20 protein-coding genes and 1 pseudogene are annotated in these 16,873 nt (G+C 62.5%); 8 read left to right on the forward strand and 13 right to left on the reverse strand.

Features of this window, described 5'->3' with window-relative positions:
• Positions 1-3: 3 nt before the first annotated feature.
• Positions 4-369, forward strand: a pseudogene (cueR, locus tag ASE26_RS29645) (Cu(I)-responsive transcriptional regulator); the annotation flags it as partial.
• Between the two features lie 15 nt (positions 370-384).
• Here cueR and ASE26_RS31340 read toward each other — a convergent pair.
• Positions 385-1,131 carry a sulfite exporter TauE/SafE family protein gene (locus tag ASE26_RS31340; protein ID WP_055931286.1) on the reverse strand — a complete coding sequence of 249 codons (747 nt, stop codon included), beginning with the start codon at positions 1,129-1,131 and terminating at the stop codon, positions 385-387.
• Between the two features lie 39 nt (positions 1,132-1,170).
• Positions 1,171-1,869 (reverse strand): FMN-dependent NADH-azoreductase, encoded by a 699-nt coding sequence (locus ASE26_RS01620; RefSeq protein ID WP_055931289.1) that lies wholly within the window; start codon positions 1,867-1,869, stop codon positions 1,171-1,173.
• 109 nt (positions 1,870-1,978) lie between these two features.
• Between ASE26_RS01620 and ASE26_RS01625 the strand changes: the two genes are divergently transcribed.
• On the forward strand, positions 1,979-2,857 hold the full coding sequence (locus tag ASE26_RS01625) for a LysR substrate-binding domain-containing protein (protein WP_156397993.1): 879 nt from the start codon (positions 1,979-1,981) through the stop codon (positions 2,855-2,857).
• Positions 2,854-3,603, forward strand: coding sequence for a glutathione S-transferase (locus ASE26_RS01630; protein ID WP_055931294.1), 750 nt, complete (start codon positions 2,854-2,856; stop codon positions 3,601-3,603). The genes ASE26_RS01625 and ASE26_RS01630 overlap by 4 nt, the downstream gene beginning before the upstream one ends.
• Here the strand turns inward: ASE26_RS01630 and ASE26_RS01635 are convergent.
• Positions 3,584-3,787 (reverse strand): heavy-metal-associated domain-containing protein, encoded by a 204-nt coding sequence (locus tag ASE26_RS01635; protein ID WP_055931297.1) that lies wholly within the window; start codon positions 3,785-3,787, stop codon positions 3,584-3,586. The two genes, ASE26_RS01630 and ASE26_RS01635, sit on opposite strands and share 20 nt — an antisense overlap.
• A gap of 139 nt (positions 3,788-3,926) precedes the next feature.
• Between ASE26_RS01635 and ASE26_RS01640 the strand changes: the two genes are divergently transcribed.
• From ASE26_RS01640 to ASE26_RS01650, 3 genes are read left to right on the forward strand one after another with little or no spacing between them, the layout of a single operon-like run.
• Positions 3,927-4,643 carry a DUF4349 domain-containing protein gene (locus ASE26_RS01640; protein WP_055931301.1) on the forward strand — a complete coding sequence of 239 codons (717 nt, stop codon included), beginning with the start codon at positions 3,927-3,929 and terminating at the stop codon, positions 4,641-4,643.
• 42 nt (positions 4,644-4,685) lie between these two features.
• Complete coding sequence (locus ASE26_RS01645; RefSeq protein WP_255357008.1) at positions 4,686-5,000, forward strand: ATP-grasp domain-containing protein; 315 nt, start codon at positions 4,686-4,688, stop codon at positions 4,998-5,000.
• The gene (locus ASE26_RS01650) at positions 4,997-5,419 is read left to right on the forward strand and encodes a VOC family protein (RefSeq protein WP_055931306.1); all 423 of its coding nucleotides are present in this window, start codon (positions 4,997-4,999) and stop codon (positions 5,417-5,419) included. The genes ASE26_RS01645 and ASE26_RS01650 overlap by 4 nt, the downstream gene beginning before the upstream one ends.
• Here the strand turns inward: ASE26_RS01650 and map are convergent.
• The 5 genes from map to ASE26_RS01675 form a co-directional block, all read right to left on the reverse strand.
• On the reverse strand, positions 5,416-6,183 hold the full coding sequence (map, locus tag ASE26_RS01655) for a type I methionyl aminopeptidase (RefSeq protein ID WP_055931309.1): 768 nt from the start codon (positions 6,181-6,183) through the stop codon (positions 5,416-5,418). The two genes, ASE26_RS01650 and map, sit on opposite strands and share 4 nt — an antisense overlap.
• A complete protein-coding gene (locus ASE26_RS01660) occupies positions 6,180-6,392 on the reverse strand; it encodes a ParD-like family protein (RefSeq protein ID WP_055931311.1) in 213 nt (70 codons plus the stop codon). The genes map and ASE26_RS01660 overlap by 4 nt, the downstream gene beginning before the upstream one ends.
• A gap of 156 nt (positions 6,393-6,548) precedes the next feature.
• Positions 6,549-8,327, reverse strand: a complete 1,779-nt coding sequence (locus ASE26_RS01665) for a PhoH family protein (protein WP_055931313.1) — start codon at positions 8,325-8,327, stop codon at positions 6,549-6,551.
• Between the two features lie 237 nt (positions 8,328-8,564).
• Positions 8,565-9,020, reverse strand: a complete 456-nt coding sequence (locus ASE26_RS01670; protein WP_055931315.1) for a peroxiredoxin — start codon at positions 9,018-9,020, stop codon at positions 8,565-8,567.
• A 24-nt stretch (positions 9,021-9,044) separates the two neighbouring features.
• Positions 9,045-9,419 (reverse strand): Mth938-like domain-containing protein, encoded by a 375-nt coding sequence (locus tag ASE26_RS01675; RefSeq protein WP_055931317.1) that lies wholly within the window; start codon positions 9,417-9,419, stop codon positions 9,045-9,047.
• Between the two features lie 133 nt (positions 9,420-9,552).
• On the opposite strand from ASE26_RS01675, the gene ASE26_RS01680 reads away from it, so the two are divergent.
• Positions 9,553-10,785 (forward strand): pyridoxal phosphate-dependent aminotransferase, encoded by a 1,233-nt coding sequence (locus ASE26_RS01680; protein WP_055931894.1) that lies wholly within the window; start codon positions 9,553-9,555, stop codon positions 10,783-10,785.
• A 21-nt stretch (positions 10,786-10,806) separates the two neighbouring features.
• The gene (locus ASE26_RS01685; RefSeq protein WP_057245491.1) at positions 10,807-12,129 is read left to right on the forward strand and encodes a homoserine dehydrogenase; all 1,323 of its coding nucleotides are present in this window, start codon (positions 10,807-10,809) and stop codon (positions 12,127-12,129) included.
• A 137-nt stretch (positions 12,130-12,266) separates the two neighbouring features.
• On the opposite strand, the gene ASE26_RS01690 is transcribed toward ASE26_RS01685, so the two are convergent.
• The 5 genes from ASE26_RS01690 to ASE26_RS01710 form a co-directional block, all read right to left on the reverse strand.
• A complete protein-coding gene (locus ASE26_RS01690; RefSeq protein ID WP_055931323.1) occupies positions 12,267-12,578 on the reverse strand; it encodes a BON domain-containing protein in 312 nt (103 codons plus the stop codon).
• A 188-nt stretch (positions 12,579-12,766) separates the two neighbouring features.
• Positions 12,767-14,131, reverse strand: a complete 1,365-nt coding sequence (locus tag ASE26_RS01695) for a sigma 54-interacting transcriptional regulator (RefSeq protein WP_055931326.1) — start codon at positions 14,129-14,131, stop codon at positions 12,767-12,769.
• Positions 14,128-14,676 carry a hypothetical protein gene (locus ASE26_RS01700; RefSeq protein WP_055931329.1) on the reverse strand — a complete coding sequence of 183 codons (549 nt, stop codon included), beginning with the start codon at positions 14,674-14,676 and terminating at the stop codon, positions 14,128-14,130. The genes ASE26_RS01695 and ASE26_RS01700 overlap by 4 nt, the downstream gene beginning before the upstream one ends.
• Positions 14,666-16,087 carry a HAMP domain-containing sensor histidine kinase gene (locus tag ASE26_RS01705; protein WP_082507318.1) on the reverse strand — a complete coding sequence of 474 codons (1,422 nt, stop codon included), beginning with the start codon at positions 16,085-16,087 and terminating at the stop codon, positions 14,666-14,668. The genes ASE26_RS01700 and ASE26_RS01705 overlap by 11 nt, the downstream gene beginning before the upstream one ends.
• A 75-nt stretch (positions 16,088-16,162) precedes the next feature.
• Positions 16,163-16,807 (reverse strand): energy transducer TonB, encoded by a 645-nt coding sequence (locus ASE26_RS01710; protein ID WP_055931335.1) that lies wholly within the window; start codon positions 16,805-16,807, stop codon positions 16,163-16,165.
• Positions 16,808-16,873 lie beyond the last annotated feature (66 nt).

Here is a 16,873-nt window from a genome sequence, read left to right on the forward strand (position 1 = left end):
GCCATGAATATCGGACAAGCCGCTGCCGCATCGGGCGTCAGCGCCAAAATGATCCGCTACTACGAGAGCATCGGCCTGGTGCGGGAAACCGCGCGCACCGACAGCGGATACCGAATCTACGGCGAGAACGACCTGCACACGCTGCGCTTCATCAAGCGCGCCCGCAACCTGGGATTTTCGCTGGAGCAGATCAGCGACCTGTTGTCGCTATGGCAGGATACCGGCCGCGCCAGTTCGGACGTCAAGACTATCGCCATGAGCCATGTGAATGAACTGAACCAGCGCATCGTGGAGCTGACCGAGATGCGCGACTCCCTGGCAAGCCTGGCGAAAACCTGCCACGGCGACGAGCGCCCGGATTGCCCGATCCTGCAAACGCTGGGTTCAGCGCAGGAACATGTACACGGTGAGCACTGCGCCCACGATCACCACAAAGATGCGCATCAGTTGCGGGGGAAGGCGATAGATCAGCCACGAACCAAGAAGTCCGCCCGCAATACCACCCGCACATAAGGCCAGGGCGGCGGGCCAGCTGATCATGCCGGAGAAGGCGAAGATCAGGGTGGCGGAGGCATTCATCGCCATTGCCAGCATGTTCTTGGTGGCTGTCGCGGCGCGGATCTGCTGGCCGGCGATGGTCAGCGCGGCCAGCATCAGGAAGCCGATGCCGCCGCCGAAGTAGCCTCCGTAGATTGAAATACAGGCTTGGATCACGGCCAGCACCCACTTCGGCATGGTGGAGGCAGCCTGCACCGGCTGGCGGCGGAAGGCGCCCCAGGCGAACATGGTGGTGGCAAACAGCACCAGCCATGGCACCAGCCTGGCGAAGAAGGTCGGGGGTGTGATCCACAGCAGGATGGCGCCGAAAATGCCGCCGATAATGCTGATCGTGAAGAGCTGGGGGAAAGTCAGGCCGCTGACGCCGTCAGCGAACTTGCGGCCGGCAACGGCCGATGTCGCCTGGCTCGGGAACATGGCGACCGTGGAGGTCATGTTCGCAGCGACGGGATTCAAGCCGGCCAGCAGCAGGGCGGGGAAGGTGATGAAGGATCCGCCGCCGGCCAACGCATTCTGCGTGCCGGCGAAAAGTCCTGCTGCGGCGAGCAGTAAGATGGTGTGGAGTTCGGGCATCAGGCCATTATAGCCAAGCTGCCCGAGTCTTGCCTGCGCTCAGGCGACGCGGCGGCTGGCCGTGGTGCGCGTGGCGGCGATGGCCTCGGCGAGGCGGTCGGTGGCGCTTTCGGCTTCGGCAATGGAGCGCAGCAGGCGGTCGTCGCCGAATTCGTCGTATTCGATGGCCGCGCCGTATGCATCGGTCACGCCCAGGTAGCGGAACACGCTGCGCACCGACGCTTCGACGTGATTGATGCCTTCCAGCCGCTGGCCGGGGCCGTAGCCATAGTCGCCGCGTGACGACAGTATCACGAGCTGCTTGCCGGCGTCGGCCAGCAGCGGCCAATACGGTTCCCCGGCCCGCGAGCGGTCGAAGCCGAAGGTACGCCCGACGCGCACGATGTTATCCAGCCAGGCCTTGAACTGGGCCGGCGGGCCAAAGTTATACATCGGCACGCCGGCGACGATGATATCGGCCGCCAGCACTTCATCGACCAGCGTGTCGCTTTGCGCCAGCGCTTCCTGCATCCACGGCTCGCGCGCCGCAGGCGGGGTGAACGCAGCATGCACCCAGCCGCCTGTGACTGGCGATGGCGGCTCAGCACCAACGTCGCGATAGATGACTTCTGTTCTGCTATCAAGCTGGAGGTAGCGCTCGAGGAAACGTGCCGTCAGGCGGCGTGTATGCGAGCCATGCGCCTGTTCGCCGGAACGCCCCGGCCGGGCGCTTGAATCGATATGCAGGATGGTGGTCATAGTTCTCTCCATTGGGTTGCGATGACCGTACTGTGCGCCGGCCCGCGACCAGTGACAAACGAGCAATTCTCAGCGGATGGATGAACTGGATTCATGTATAGTGTTTAACATGAAACGCCGCCTGCCATCCCTGTCCGCCCTGCGCAGCTTTGAAGCAGCTGCGCGGCTGCAAAGCTTCAAGCTCGCAGCCGAGGAGCTGTCGGTCAGCGCGACTTCGATCAGCCACCAGGTGCGTGCGCTGGAGGAGGCGCTGGAGGTGCGGCTGTTCCTGCGCAAAACCCGGGCGGTAGAGTTGACAGCGGAGGGCCGTATTCTGCTGCAGGCGACGGGCAATGGCCTTGACGCGATCGCCGCCGGCGTCGAGCGGCTGCGGCGGGAGCAGCGCCGCACGGTCACCTTGTCGACCACGCCGTCCTTTGCGGCACGCTGGCTGGTGCCGCGCCTGGCGTCGTTCAATGCGGCCCATCCTGGGATCGCCCTCAACATCCAGGCCAGCAACAGTCCGGTCGACCTGGCCGGCGGCGCGGCGGACCTGGCGGTACGCGGCGGCGGCGGGCACTTCGCGGGTTTGCATGCACAACGATTGCTCCGGGCGGGATTCGCGCCGGTCGCCAGCCCCCGCTTGAAGCTGCGCAAGGCGAGCGACGTGGCGCGCCACCCGCTCATCCATTTCGACTGGCAGCGCGGCCTGAAAAGCGCCATCACCTGGGACAAGTGGGCGAAGGCAGCCGGCATCGCGCTGGACCTCAGCGCCGGTGCACACTTCTCCGAAGAGTCGCACGCGGTGCAGGCGGCGATCGCGGGGCAGGGCGTGGTGCTGACTGCATTGCCGCTGGTGCGTGAAGAAATAGGCATGGGACTGCTGGAGGCCCCGGTTGGCCCGGTGCTCGGCGGATTCGATTTTTATGTGGTTCGGCCGGAGGGCGACGATCCGCGCGACGAAGTACGCGCCGTCGAAGCATGGCTGCTGGCACAGGAGGTGCAATGATGGAGCCTTACAAGCTTTACTACTGGCCGACGATCCAGGGGCGTGGCGAATTCGTGCGCCTGGCGCTGGAAGAGGCGGGCGTTCCCTACGTCGACGTGGCGCGCGGCAAAGGGGGCATGAAGGCGATGAACGAGGTGATTGCCGGCGGCAGCGACGAGCGCGCAGCGTTTGCGCCGCCGGTGCTGCGTGCCGGCGAACTGCTGGTCGGCCAGACTGCCAACATCCTTTTGTTCCTTGGTGCGCGCCACAAGCTGGCGCCGCGTTCGGAGGCGGGGCGGCTGTGGTGCAACCAGCTGCAGTCGACTATCGCCGACATCGTGGGCGAGGCGCACGACACGCATCACCCGATTTCGCTCAACCAGTATTACGAGGAGCAGGCGCGCGAGGCGAAAGCCAGGTCGCGCGATTTCGTGACGGAGCGTATTCCGAAATACCTCGATTATTTTGAGTCGGTGCTGCAGGCCAATGGCGGCCGGGGCGGCTGGATGGTTGGCTCGCGCCTCAGCTACGTCGACCTGTCGCTGTTCCAGTTGCTGGACGGCTTGCGTTATGCCTTCCCGAAAGCGATGGCGGCATACGCAGGCCGCTGGCCTGGACTGGAGCGTCTATCGGCGAAAGTGGCGGCGCGTCCAAATATCGCCGCCTACCTCGCATCAAAGCGCCGCCTCGCCAACAACGAGGATGACGTGTTCCGGCATTACCCGGAACTGGAGCAGGGCGTGCGCGTCAGGCCGACGCGCGGGTGACCGGGTAGCCGGCGTCCACAATGGCGGCCTTGATCGGCTCCAGCGCTGCAGTCGAGTTGACCTTGACGTGCCGGCCCTTCAGGTCTACCTCGACAAAGGCTGCCGGGTCGACGGTGTGTACGGCTTCCGTTACGGCCGAGACGCAGTGGCCGCAAGTCATATTTTCCACAGTCAGTTCATACATTTGGAGTTCCTTTCGTCATATGGGTAAACGTACTTTAATCCTTCCTGCCATTGTAAGGTCAAGCGTGCTGGCGCTGCTTTTGCTTCAGGGCTGTTCCGCGAAGTATGCTCCGCCGGGATCGGCAGGCGCAGCCAGGGAAATGGCTGCGCATGCGGCCGACGGTTCGCCAGCGTCGGCGGTCGAAGCGCAGCGCGGCAAGTATCTCGCCTATGAACACTCGGTCACAGTCGATTCGCCGGAGGGCGGCGTTAAGCCGCTGCTCGATAAACTGGTCGCGGCTTGCCAGGCCGACGCGGCTAACCAATGCACGCTGCTGGCATCCGGCGTGGCCGGCGGCCGGGAGTCGAGCGCGCATATCCGGGTACGCGTCAAGCGCGCCGGCATCGAGAAGCTGATTGCGCTGGCAGCGACCGGCGGCGAAGTCGCATCGCGCAACACTTCGGCGGAAGACCTGGAAGGCCCGATCCGTGACAACGCCAAGCGGCTTGACATGCTGCGCTCCTATCGCGAAAAGCTGCTGGCGCTGGAGAGTAAAGTAGGCAGCAACGCCGAAGCCCTGATCAAACTGTCGCAGGAACTGGCGACGGTGCAAAGCGAACTCGAATCCGCGACCGGCGCCGAAGCGCGCCTGATGGAACGGGTCAATATGGACCTGCTGAACATCTCGATCCAGTCCCGCACCCAGCGCGGCTTCTGGTCGCCGGTCAAGCGTTCGCTCAGCGATTTCGGTAGCAACCTGTCGGAAGGAATCGCCACCGCAATTACCGGCACGGCATACATGCTGCCATGGGTGCTGATCCTGTTCGCGCTTGGCCTGTTGGTGCGCAAAGTCTGGCGCAAGTTGCGCAAGCAATGATTCATCAAACCGAGCAAAGATGAAAAGGCATTCGATGCCGGTATCCTCCAGGCTGGCAAGCCGGTCACCGCGGAGTACCGCTTCTTGGTGGTGAAGGGCGAAGTTGTGAGAGGATCGATGTACCGTTTTGCAGGAAAGGCGACCTTCAGCGCGAACATCCCGGGCGAGTTAATGGCCGCGGCTGGCGCGGTTGCGCAGCTATACCAGCCGCACGCGGTATTCACCATGGATCTTGCCGAGACCGCGGACGGGATCCGTATCATTGAATACAACTGCTGGAATGCATCGCGCCTTTACGCGTCTGATGCCGCGAGGATTTTCCACGCGGTCCAGGATTACATGATGGAGATGGAATGAAACAATCAATTGTCCACATTGCCCTTGTCGTGCGCGATTACGATGAGGCGATCGATTTCTATGTCAACACGCTCGGCTTCGAGCTGCTCGATGATACCTATCAGGCGGAGCAGGACAAGCGCTGGGTAGTGGTGGCGCCGCCCGGTGGCAGTGGCACCACGATCCTGCTGGCGCGCGCTTCCAGGCCGGAGCAGGAGCCCTTTGTCGGTAACCAGGCTGGCGGCCGGGTATTCCTGTTCCTGAACACGGACGATTTCTGGCGCGACTTCGAGCGCTTGAAAGCAAAAGGCGTGCGGGTCGTGCGCGAGCCGAAGCAGCAGGACTACGGCATGGTTGCGGTCTTCGCAGACTTGTACGGCAACCTGTGGGACCTCCTGCAACTGAATCCCGGCCACCCGATCGCACGCCGAGTGGCCTAATTTGGGCGGCTTTCGCCGGGACGCAGCGTCAGGACCCGCACGCCGTTTCGTGTTACAGCCACAGTGTGCTCGAACTGCGCGGATAATTTTCCGTCCACTGTAACGACAGTCCAGCCATCATCCTCGGTCCGGACTGCGTGGCGGCCTTCGTTGATCATTGGTTCGATGGTGAATGTCATGCCTTCGCGCAGAACGAGCCCGGTCCTTGGCCGTCCCCAATGTAGTACCTGGGGCGGTTCGTGCATTTCGCGTCCAATGCCGTGTCCGCAAAAGTCGCGTACCACCGAGTAGTTGCTGCGCCGCGCGTGACGCTCGATGGCATGCCCGATGTCGCCAAGCCGTGCGCCAGGGCGTACGGCCTGGATCCCCTTCCACATGGCCTCATACGTCACCTGCACCAGCCGCCTGGCAGATGGAGAGACATCGCCGACCAAGTAGGTTTTGCTGGAATCTGCGATAAAACCATTCTTCTCCAGAGTGATATCGAAGTTCACGATATCGCCATCCAGCAGGATTTCACTCGGCGATGGGACGCCGTGGCAAACGACGGCGTTACGGGAGGAGTTCAAGGCGTAGGCGTATCCATACTGCCCTTTACTTGCGGGGCGTGCATTGAGTTCATTCACTATGAAGTCTTCTACCAGGTCATTGACCCGCATGGTGGACATACCGGCCAGGATGAACCCGTCCAGGAAGCCGAACACGCTCGCCAGCAGCCTGCCGGATTCCGCCATCAAGGCGATTTCTTCCGGCCGCTTGGTCATGCTGGTGTCATTCGCAGGGGCGGAACCTCGACGCCCGCGGCGCGCAATTCCTGCGTAACGACTTCGTTGAAGGTCAAGGTCGGGTTCATTTCGCACAACATGCCGATCTTGATCCAGAAACCTGCTTGCGCATTGATGGAGCGGCACGACACTGCACTGGCTTTGCGGATCTGGTCGTGCAGTTCGTCTTCGATGTTTACAATTCCCATTTGCTTTTCCGTATATATGAAACGTATATGAATCATATATCAGTTCGAGCGGCCGCGCAACGCGGGTGAACAAGGGGGCGACCCTTGGCTCGGAGCCGGCGCGCCAGAAAAAAAAGCCCCGCACTGGGCGGGGCTTTTTCGGGGAGGCGGGAGTGCTTACAGCACGTCGCTCGCGTGGTCTGCCAGGCGGGAACGTTCGCCGCGTGCCAGCGTTACGTGGCCGCTGTGCGCCCAGCCTTTGAAGCGGTCGACCACATAGGTCAGGCCGGACGAACCTTCAGTCAGGTAAGGCGTGTCGATCTGGGCGATATTACCCAGGCACAGGATCTTGGTGCCAGGACCGGCGCGCGTCACCAGGGTCTTCATCTGCTTCGGCGTCAGGTTCTGCGCCTCGTCGATGATGAGGAACTTGTTGACGAAGGTGCGCCCGCGCATGAAGTTCAGGGACTTGATCTTGATGCGCGAGCGGATCAGGTCCTGCGTCGCCGCGCGGCCCCATTCGCCGCCTTCACCGTCGGACTTGTTCAGCACTTCCAGGTTGTCGTCGAAGGCGCCCATCCAGGGACCCATCTTCTCTTCCTCGGTACCCGGCAGGAAGCCGATATCTTCGCCCACCGGCACCGTGACGCGGGTGACGATGATCTCGTTATACAGCTTGGTCTCCAGCACCTGCGCCAGGCCGGCGGCCAGCGCGAGCAGGGTCTTGCCGGTGCCGGCCTGGCCCAAGAGGGTGATGAAGTCGCAGTCCGGATTCATCAACAGGTTCAGCGCGAAGTTCTGCTCGCGGTTGCGGGCAGTGACACCCCAGACGCTGTTCTTGTTGTGCGAGTAGTCGCGCAGGGTCTGCAGCACGGCAGTCTTGCCGTTGATCTGCTTCACTTGCGCGTAGAACGGCGACTCGCCGTTGTTCGGTTCCAGGTAGACGAACTGGTTCACCAGCAGGGACGGGATGAACGGGCCTGTCACGCGGTAGAAGGTGCTCGACTGGCCGTGCTTGTTCTCCTGCCATGACTCCATGTCCTTGCCATGCTTGTTCCAGAAATCGTCCGGCAGCTGGACGATGCCCGAGTACAGCAGGTCGGTGTCTTCCAGCACGTGGTCGTTGAAGTAGTCTTCCGCCGGCAGGCCCAGGGCGCGCGCCTTGATGCGCATGTTGATGTCTTTCGACACCAGCACCACGGCGCGCTCCGGCTGTTCCGCTTCCAGCGAACGCACCACGGCCAGGATCTGGTTGTCGGCCTTGCCTTGCGGCAGGCCTTCCGGCAGGTCGGCTACCTGCACCTTGGTCTGGAAGTACAGGTGGCCCTTGGCATCCTTGTTACCCAGCTTGTTCAGCGGGATGCCGTTTTCCATGTCGTCGTCGTCGGTGTTGCTGACCAGGGCATCCAGCGTACGCGATACCTGGCGTGCATTGCGCGCGACTTCGGTCATGCCTTTCTTGTGGTTGTCCAGTTCTTCCAGCGTCATCATCGGCAGGAAGACATCGTGTTCTTCAAAGCGGAACAGCGAAGACGGGTCGTGCATCAGCACATTGGTATCGAGCACGAACAGCTTGGTGCTGCCCACCACGTCGGCCTTGCGGCTGCTGGCGGACTTGAGCACCACTTCGTGCTCTTTGTGCTTGGCCGGGTGCGGCGCATCGGCCTTGATCGGCGTGACCTTGGCGCGGGCTTGCGGCGCGGCCTTGGTGCGCGGTGGCGCCGGGACGTCGTCCGGCAGCTTGACGGCCTTCAATGCAGGCGCCTTCTTGGCTGCGGTCTTTTTCGCAACCGGTTCTTTTACTGCTTTGGCAGCAGTCTTGGGCGCCGCTTTCTTCGGCGCGGGTGCTGCCTTTTCTTCAGTAGGGAAGGGAACCGGATTTGCTCCGCTAGCCTTCGGGTAGTCTTTAGCCAGCAGCAGGGTGGCTGGCTTGCTAGGCAGTTTTGGCAGTGGCATCAGGATCTCAATCTAAAAAAGATGCGCCCACGCGAGGGCGAATGCCCGGCATGGACGTACTGTGGGGTGAATCGGAAAAACTAAAGGATGCCTGGCGGGCGTCTGCGTCGCCCGAAAGCCGGTGGGCATGCCACCGGGGACAGTGGGTGGAAGGACTTGCTCGACTCAAAATCTGGCTGACACGTTCAAATGTAAAGCTCCCGTTGAGCTAACACATTCGCAGCGAGGGCCTTGCCATCAGCCCAGGTTTGCCACGAATTCCAGCACTTCATCGACGTGACCTGGTACTTTCACGCCTCTCCATTCTTTCACCAATCGGCCTTTTGCGTCAATCACAAACGTGCTGCGCTCAACGCCGCGTACATCTTTACCGTACATTTTTTTCATCTTCATGACATTGAAGGCCAGGCATACCGCTTCCTCCGGATCGGAGATCAGTTCGAACGGCAGGCCCAGTTTCGCCTTGAAGTTCTCGTGCGAGCGCAGCGAGTCGCGGCTGATGCCATAAATTTCAGCGCCGGCGGCAGTGAACTGCTCGTGCAGGTCGCGGAAGGCCATGTTCTCGGTGGTGCAGCCCGGGGTGTTGTCCTTGGGGTAGAAGAACAGCACGGTGGATTTGGCGGGGCGGCCCGAAAGCTGGAAGGTTTGGCCGCTGGTCATGGCGGCGCTGAAGTCGGGGATGGTTTGGCTCATGCGCGTTTATATGGGGGCGAAGTGTTATTTTTCAATGATCAATGCCAGCAGGGCTTTGCGGCCTTCGCCCATCAGGATGTTATAGGTGCGGCAGGCGGCATTGGTGTCCATGCATTCGACGCCGACCTGCCTGGCGGTCAGCGGCGCGGCCAGGCGCGGATGGACGAAACGCTGGCGCTCGCCGGTGCCGAGGATGACCACATCCGGCTGCTCGGCCAGCAGTTGTTCGAAATGTTCGACTGTCAGTTCCTCGAACTGCGCCACCGGCCAGGGGCGCGGGGCAATTTCCGGCAGCACCAGCAGGCTGTAGTCGTAAGGCTTGCCGTTGATCTCGACTCCACCTTCGAAATAACCGGAAACGGTCTGGTACTGGCCGGTGGTGCTGGAGTGGAGCTTCATAACTTTTCGCTATATTTAAATACAATAGAGATCTTATTGTAACGTTTTGCGCATATCGATGGTTGATTAAACCAATTTAATTCGGCAGAATGGGTATTTTCGCAATGCAGCATTTATACGTAAGGGATTGATTTTGCGTCCGGTTCAGAAATCCAACAAGCTTAACGAGATTTGTTACGAGATCCGCGGCCCTGTGCCGGAGAAGGCCCGCCTGATGGAGGAAGAGGGCCACAAGATCATCAAGCTGAACATCGGCAATATGCAGCCGTTCGGTTTCGATCCGCCTGACGAAATCGTCCACGACATGATCGTCAACCTGCCGAATGCGGCCGGTTATACCGATTCCAAAGGCCTGTTTGCGCCGCGCAAGGCGGTGATGCACTACACGCAGCAGAAGAAAGTCGCCAACGTGACGATGGACGACATTTACCTGGGCAACGGCGCGTCCGAGCTGATCGTCATGTCCATGAACGCGCTGCTGAACAACGGCGACGAGGTGCTGGTGCCCGCGCCGGACTATCCGCTGTGGACCGCGGCAGTCAGCCTGTCCGGCGGCAAGCCGGTGCATTATGTCTGCGACGAGCAGCAGGACTGGTTCCCGGACATCGACGACATGCGCAGGAAGATCACGCCGAATACCAAGGCGATCGTGGTCATCAACCCGAACAACCCGACTGGCGCGCTGTACCCCGACGAAGTACTGCTGCAGATTATCGAACTGGCGCGCCAGCACCAGTTGATCATCTACGCCGACGAAATTTACGACAAGGTGCTGTACGACGGCGTCACCCACACCTCGATCGCCGCGCTGTGCGAAGACGTGTTCTGCGTGACCTTCAACGGCCTGTCCAAGAGCTACCGCTCCTGCGGCTACCGCGCGGGCTGGATGGTGCTCTCGGGCGAAAACAAGAAATATGCGAAGGACTACATCTGGGGCCTGAATATGCTGGCCTCGATGCGCCTTTGCGCCAACGCACCGGGGCAGTTTGCGATCCAGACTGCGCTCGGCGGCTACCAGAGCATCAACGACCTGGTGGCCCCTGGCGGGCGCCTGCTCAAGCAGCGCGACCTTGCATACAAGCTGCTGTCCGAGATTCCGGGTGTCAGCGTGGTCAAGCCAAAAGCTGCACTGTATATGTTCCCCCGCCTCGATCCGAAGATCTACCCGATCGCGGACGACCAGCAATTCGCATACGAACTGCTGGAAGAAACCAAGGTCCTTATCGTGCAGGGCACGGGCTTCAATTGGCATAGCCCGGACCACTTCCGCGTGGTGTTCCTGCCGAACTCGGACGATATGGAAGATGCATTCGGCCGCATCGCACGCTTCATGGAAAGCTACCGAAAACGGCACGGGCACAGCTAACAAAACCAGGGAATTTGAGAGATGAAATCGATTAAAGTAGGTTTGCTGGGCGTAGGCAATGTAGGCGCCGGGACGTTCAGTGTATTGCGACGCAACCAGGAAGAGATCCGCCGCCGCGCCGGCCGCGGTATCGAGATTGTGGCCGTATCGGCCCGCAACCTGGAGCGCGCAAAAGAGCGCACCGAAGGCCAGTGCAAAGTAGTGGCAGACCCATTCGCGATCGTCAACGATCCGGAAATCGATATCGTCGTGGAGCTGATTGGCGGCTATGACACCGCCAAGGAACTGGTGATGCAGGCCATCGCCAACGGCAAGCACGTGGTCACCGCCAACAAGGCGCTGCTGGCCATGCATGGCACCGAGATCTTTGCCGCGGCCCACGCCAAGGGCGTGATGGTCGCCTTCGAGGCGGCTGTCGCAGGCGGCATCCCGATCATCAAGGCGCTGCGCGAAGGCCTGACGGCCAACCGCATCGAATGGATTGCCGGCATCATCAACGGCACCACCAATTTCATCCTGTCCGAGATGCGCGACAAGGGCCTGGACTTCGCCACCGTGCTGAAGGAAGCGCAGCGCCTGGGGTACGCTGAAGCCGATCCGACCTTCGATATCGAAGGGGTGGACGCGGCGCACAAGGCGACCATCCTGTCGGCGATTGCCTTCGGCATTCCGGTGCAGTTTGAAAAAGCCCATATCGAGGGTATCACCAAGCTGCAGGCGATCGACATCAAGTACGCCGAACAACTGGGCTACCGCATCAAGCTGCTGGGCATCGCGCGCCGCGCCCAAGCGACTGGCGGCGAAGGCATTGAGCTGCGCGTGCACCCGACCCTGATCCCGGCCAAGCGCCTGATCGCCAACGTGGAAGGTGCGATGAATGCAGTGCTGGTGCAAGGCGACGCGATCGGCGCCACCATGTATTACGGCAAAGGCGCCGGCCCGGAGCCGACCGCTTCCGCCGTGATTGCCGACCTGGTCGACATCACCCGCCTGGCGACAGCCGATCCCGAACACCGCGTTCCGCACCTGGCCTTCCAGCCGAACGCGATGACCGACATCAAGATCATGCCGATGGCCGAGATCACCACCAGCTACTACCTGCGCATGACGGTGGCTGACCGTCCGGGCGTGCTGGCGGAACTGACGCGCATCCTGGCCGACGCTTCGATCTCCATCGACGCCATGATGCAGAAGGAACCGGCAGAAGGCGAGACCCACACCGACATCATCCTGCTGACGCACCAGACGCAGGAGAAGAACGTGGTGGCGGCCATCGAGAAGATCGAAAAGCTGACCAGCGTGGTGGGCAACGTCACCAAGATCCGCCTCGAGAACCTCGCGTAATAAAAGTCGGGGTCAGCTCCGGCAATCGGACATTTCGCGTAGCGAAATGTCCGATTGCCGGAGCTGACCCCGACTTTCATAAAAAAACGGGCGGCGCTGGGTCGCCCGATAAGGGAGGTACTACTGCAGCAAAGGCATTATTTGCCGGCGACAGTCAGCTCACTCTTCACTTCCTTCACTCCAGCCACGGCGGATGCCGTTTGGATCGCTTTGGCGCCGGCGTCGGTGTTAGCCACAGTGCCGCTCAGGACCACTACGCCCTGGTTAGCCGACACGATGATCTCTTTCTGCTCCGACAGGGCTGCCTTGACCTTGGCCTGCAGCGTGGAGTCGGCGGTAGCGACTGCGGCACCGGCCATGGCGCCTTCCTGCTGCGCATGGGCGGACAGCGAGGCGAGGGCGAATGCGGCGGCGGCGAACAGGCTTGCGATCAGTTTGGAATCCTTCATGGTCTATCTCTCCATTTTCAAGTTGGCAGTCAACGCTTGTGCGTTGTCATTGGTATTGCAAGGCGCGTGCCAGGTAAAGAAATCAATGACTTAGCTGTGTGGCAACATGAAGTTTGTCGCCGCAAAGCGACAGGCTGCCGGCCTCGATGCGCAAGGCCCTGATTTGACGGGCTTTATGCCTGTCGCCCCTAGGCGACAGGTTCATTGCGGAACTGTGATGCGTTCAATTCGTGCTTTTGCAGCAGGCGATAGAACTCGGTCCGGTTGCGCTCTGCCAGGCGGGCGGCGTCGGCGACGTTGCCGTCGGTAAGCTTGAGCAGCTGCACCAGGTAGTTGCGTTCGAAGCGCTGCTTGGCTTCGGTGTAGCTGAGCACTTCCAGCGAGGGCACGCGCAAGGCGCGCTGCACCAGGGAGAGCGGTACCAGCGGCGCGGTGGCCAGGGCGCACGCATGTTCCACGACGTTATACAGCTGGCGCACATTGCCCGGCCAGGAGGCGCGCGACAGTGCTTCCAACGCTTCGGGGGCGAAGCCGTTGATTGTCTTGCCGTATTTGTCGGCCAGCATTTGCAGGAAGCGTGTGGCCAGCAGGCCGATGTCTTCGCGCCGCTCTGACAGCGATGGCAGGGTGAGCGTGATCACGTTCAGGCGGTAATACAGGTCTTCGCGGAACTGCCCCTCCAGCATGGCAGCTTCCAGGTCGCGGTGGGTGGCGGACAGCACGCGTACATTGACCGGGCGGCCGCTATCGGAACCGACCTGGCGCACCACGCGTTCCTGCAGCACGCGCAGCAGCTTCACCTGCAGCAGTAGCGGCATGTCGCCGATCTCGTCGAGGAACAGCGTGCCGCCGTCGGCCGCCTGCAGCAGGCCTTCGCGGCTGGCGACGGCGCCGGTGAAGGCGCCTTTCACGTGGCCGAACAGTTCGGATTCCAGCAATTGCTCGGGGATGGCGCCGCAGTTGACGGCGATGAAGGGTGCGGCGCAGCGGCGGCTGGCGCGGTGGATGGCGCGCGCCAGCAACTCCTTGCCGGTGCCGCTTTCGCCGCGTATTAACACGCTGGCGTCGGAGGCTGCGACCAGCTGCGCCTCATGCAGCACTTCTTCCATGGCGCGGCTGCGGCTGATGATGTCGGCGCGCCATGTGCCGCTGCCGGCATCCGGTGCGGCTTCGGGGGCGGCGACGCTTAGCGCCTGGCCGATGCGGTCGAGCAGTACCTTGGCGTCGAAGGGCTTGGTCAGGTAGGCGTAGGCGCCGAGCGAAGTGGCTTCGACCGCATCGGGAATGGTGCCGTGGGCGGTGAGCAGGATGACCGGCAATGCGGGATGCTGGCTGCGGATCTGCTGGAACAGGGACATGCCGTCCCGTTCCGGCAGCCGCACGTCGCTGATCACCAGCGAGGGCAGGGCGATCGACAGGTTGGCCAGCGCGGCTTCGGCGCTGCCGACGGCGGTGACCTGGTAGCCATTGGCGTTCAGGCGCATCGACAGCAGGCGCAGGAGGTCGGCGTCGTCGTCGACCAGCAGCAGGCGGGGGGAGATAGGTGCGTTCATTTACTGGCTCTCGCAGGCAGGCCGCGCTCGATCTCTTTGAGCGCTTCCAGGGTTTCGTTCAATTGCTCGTTCTTGCGCTGGTTATCTTTCAATTGCGCGCGCAGGCGGTCGCCGTCATCGATCAGGCGGCGCGTTTCTGCGCATTGGGCTGACAGGAGCTGCGCCAGTTGCCGCAATCCCTGGGCTTCCGGCTCCGGCGCCGTGGCTACGACGTCGAATTGCGCCTGCGCCTTTGCCAGGTCGCCGCCGCCGCGCGTCAGGGACAGCACCATGGCCGATTGCAGCAGCACCTTCGGCGTCTTCTGTTGCTGCGACAGGCCGCTCAACTCCTTCAGCAATTCGCCTTGCGTCATGCGGCGCAGCGACTGGTGATAGGCCAGCAGCGGCGCCACCTCGTCCTGCGGCGCGACCAGCAATGTCAGCGGCGCGGGAGCGGGCGGCGGCGGCAAGGGCGGCAGCGCCGGTGCAATGGGCTGTCGCTGAGCGCAGGCGGCGAGCAGCAGCGCTAGCAGGAAGACCGGCAGCAAGGGCGATTTAATATTCATAAGGAAGTTCGATCCGGAAGTGGGCGCCGGTGCTGGCCGGCAGCAATTGCAGTGAGCCGCTGTGGGCGCTGATGTATTCGAGCACGATGGACAGGCCGACGCCATTGCCGCGCCGCGCGCCGGGCGGCTGGCGCGTCCCCTGGTAGAAAGGTTCGAAAATATGGGCCGCGTCTTCCGGCGCCACGCCGGGGCCCTGGTCGATGCAGTCGATCGCCAGCGTGCCGGCCTGTTCGCCGATGATGAAGCGCACCGTGCCGCCTTCAGGGCTGTAGCGCACGGCGTTGGTGAGCAGGTTGCTGGTCGCGATGGCGAGCTTGCCGGGATCAACGGAAATGGGCGGGGCGCCGCCTTCCACCGCTACATCGAGCCCGCGGGCCTGCCATTGCAGACGCTGGGCGTCGACCGTGTCGCGCAGCAGGGCCGCGATATCGGTGGACTGGCGCTGCAGGTGCTGGGCGGCGAAAGTGGCGGTGTTATAGCGCAGCAGGTCTTCGATCTGGTTTTGCAGCGAGGCCGTGTTCTGGCGCAGGATGCCGGCCACCTCGCGCTGGTTCGGCGTCAGCGTGCCGGCTACCTCATCTTCCAGCAGGGCCACGCCTTCCACCAGCGCGGCCAGCGGGGTTTTCAGTTCATGCGAGATGTGGCGCAGGAAGCGCGATTTGTCGGCCTCCAGGCTGGCCAGGCGCTGGCGCAGCCAGTTCAGTTGCTGGCCGAGGCGGCGCAGGTCGTCCGGGCCTTCGACCTCGATCGGCTGGTCGTAGCGGTTGCCGCCCAGGCGGTCGATGGCGCCTTCGATTTGTGCCAATGGGCGCGCCAGCCACATGCCGCAGCCGAGCGCCAGTGCGGCGGCGAGGCTGATGGAGGCGAGCAGTTGCCCGGCCAGGACGCTGCGCCGGTGTTCCAGGCCAAGCAGGATGCGCTGGTTGCGCTGGTCGACTTCGCGTTTGACCTCGTCCGCCAGTTCCTCGTTGATCGGGGACAGGCCGGCCAGCGCGGTGTTCAACATGTGCTGGCGCTGGGCGCGCTTGGTGTTCGGCGCCTGCAGTGCATGCCAGGCTTGCTCGCCCTGGTCGCGCCAGGCGGTAAAACTGGCTTTGGGTACGGAGGGCAGGCCGGCTGACAATGCGGAGAGCGCGTCCTCCCCATCGCGCCAGGCGGCGGCGTAGCGGTCGCGGAAGGCGGGGTCGTCCAGCACCAGGAACTGGCGCGCGCTGCGTTCCATGGCCACGCTGCGTTCGGCCAGGCGTTGCACGTTCGCGGTCAGCACGACGGCGTGCTGGCCGACTTCGCGGCTTTCAGCGGCCAGCCGGTCCAGCGTGAACAGGGCCTGGATCGAGGTCGCGCTGAGCAGCAGGGCGATCAGCAGGAAGACGCCCAGTAATAATTGGCGGAAAGAAAGCTTGATGAACATAGGGCATGCGCCGGCAACCGCAAGGGTTAACCGGCGCATGATAGGGGAATTCGCTTTACTGCCGCGCTCTATTGCTTACCCGTCGAGGCGCCAGGCGTATTGCATGCGGGCCCACGATTCCTGCGCTACGCCATCGATGCTGCCGGGCTTGAAGGCGCACATCGAGAGGCCTTGCAGCGCAGCCCGGTCCAGGTCGCGGAAACCGCTGGTGCGTTCGACCTTGGCGCTGGCCACGTGGCCGTCTTTGCCGATCAGGAAGGCCAGGGTGACCGTGCCTTCGTCGCCGTTGCGCAAGGCTGCCGCAGGGTAGGACGGCTTGGCGCAGCTTGCGGCGTCGATCACTGCGGCCACGTTCAGCGGCTTGTGGCGCACAGGTTCGATCGGATCGCGCGTTGTGTCGGGACCTGGCGGGACCGGCGGCGTCTTGTCACGCGGCTTACTATCGGGCGGCGCGGTGGTGATCGGCGGATCGACCGGCGTTATCAGGATCGGCAACTCGGGCAGCGTGATGACCGGCAGTTTTGGCGGTGCGATGTCCGGCATTTTGGGCGGCAAGACTTTCGGCTCTGGCGGCAACGGGGTCACCGTGACCGGCTCCGGCTCCGTGACACGGTTGACCAGGATCGTTGAGTGCTTCAGCGCGATGCCTGCGGCAACAAGGTGCAAGACGGCGACAAAAGCCAGGCCGGAGTAGTTCTTGCGGGAGGTGTCGAAGTTCATGGAAATGCTCCTTTCTTCTTGTTGGTAGGCTGAATTGCCAGTCCATGGCAAGATATTCTTCCATCT

It is taken from the genome of Duganella sp. Root198D2, assembly GCF_001428585.1.
Taxonomy (GTDB): domain Bacteria; phylum Pseudomonadota; class Gammaproteobacteria; order Burkholderiales; family Burkholderiaceae_D; genus Rugamonas.

Excerpts from the sequence above, each read along its gene's own strand:
- ASE26_RS31340 (WP_055931286.1), bottom strand. The coding sequence starts at position 1,131 with ATGCCCGAACTCCACACCATCTTACTGCTCGCCGCAGCAGGACTTTTC.
- ASE26_RS01620 (WP_055931289.1), bottom strand. The coding sequence starts at position 1,869 with ATGACCACCATCCTGCATATCGATTCAAGCGCCCGGCCGGGGCGTTCC.
- ASE26_RS01625 (WP_156397993.1), top strand. The coding sequence starts at position 1,979 with ATGAAACGCCGCCTGCCATCCCTGTCCGCCCTGCGCAGCTTTGAAGCA.
- ASE26_RS01630 (WP_055931294.1), top strand. The coding sequence starts at position 2,854 with ATGATGGAGCCTTACAAGCTTTACTACTGGCCGACGATCCAGGGGCGT.
- ASE26_RS01635 (WP_055931297.1), bottom strand. The coding sequence starts at position 3,787 with ATGTATGAACTGACTGTGGAAAATATGACTTGCGGCCACTGCGTCTCG.
- ASE26_RS01640 (WP_055931301.1), top strand. The coding sequence starts at position 3,927 with ATGGCTGCGCATGCGGCCGACGGTTCGCCAGCGTCGGCGGTCGAAGCG.
- ASE26_RS01650 (WP_055931306.1), top strand. The coding sequence starts at position 4,997 with ATGAAACAATCAATTGTCCACATTGCCCTTGTCGTGCGCGATTACGAT.
- map (WP_055931309.1), bottom strand. The coding sequence starts at position 6,183 with ATGACCAAGCGGCCGGAAGAAATCGCCTTGATGGCGGAATCCGGCAGG.
- ASE26_RS01660 (WP_055931311.1), bottom strand. The coding sequence starts at position 6,392 with ATGGGAATTGTAAACATCGAAGACGAACTGCACGACCAGATCCGCAAA.
- ASE26_RS01665 (WP_055931313.1), bottom strand. The coding sequence starts at position 8,327 with ATGCCACTGCCAAAACTGCCTAGCAAGCCAGCCACCCTGCTGCTGGCT.
- ASE26_RS01670 (WP_055931315.1), bottom strand. The coding sequence starts at position 9,020 with ATGAGCCAAACCATCCCCGACTTCAGCGCCGCCATGACCAGCGGCCAA.
- ASE26_RS01675 (WP_055931317.1), bottom strand. The coding sequence starts at position 9,419 with ATGAAGCTCCACTCCAGCACCACCGGCCAGTACCAGACCGTTTCCGGT.
- ASE26_RS01685 (WP_057245491.1), top strand. The coding sequence starts at position 10,807 with ATGAAATCGATTAAAGTAGGTTTGCTGGGCGTAGGCAATGTAGGCGCC.
- ASE26_RS01690 (WP_055931323.1), bottom strand. The coding sequence starts at position 12,578 with ATGAAGGATTCCAAACTGATCGCAAGCCTGTTCGCCGCCGCCGCATTC.
- ASE26_RS01695 (WP_055931326.1), bottom strand. The coding sequence starts at position 14,131 with ATGAACGCACCTATCTCCCCCCGCCTGCTGCTGGTCGACGACGACGCC.
- ASE26_RS01700 (WP_055931329.1), bottom strand. The coding sequence starts at position 14,676 with ATGAATATTAAATCGCCCTTGCTGCCGGTCTTCCTGCTAGCGCTGCTG.
- ASE26_RS01705 (WP_082507318.1), bottom strand. The coding sequence starts at position 16,087 with ATGTTCATCAAGCTTTCTTTCCGCCAATTATTACTGGGCGTCTTCCTG.
- ASE26_RS01710 (WP_055931335.1), bottom strand. The coding sequence starts at position 16,807 with ATGAACTTCGACACCTCCCGCAAGAACTACTCCGGCCTGGCTTTTGTC.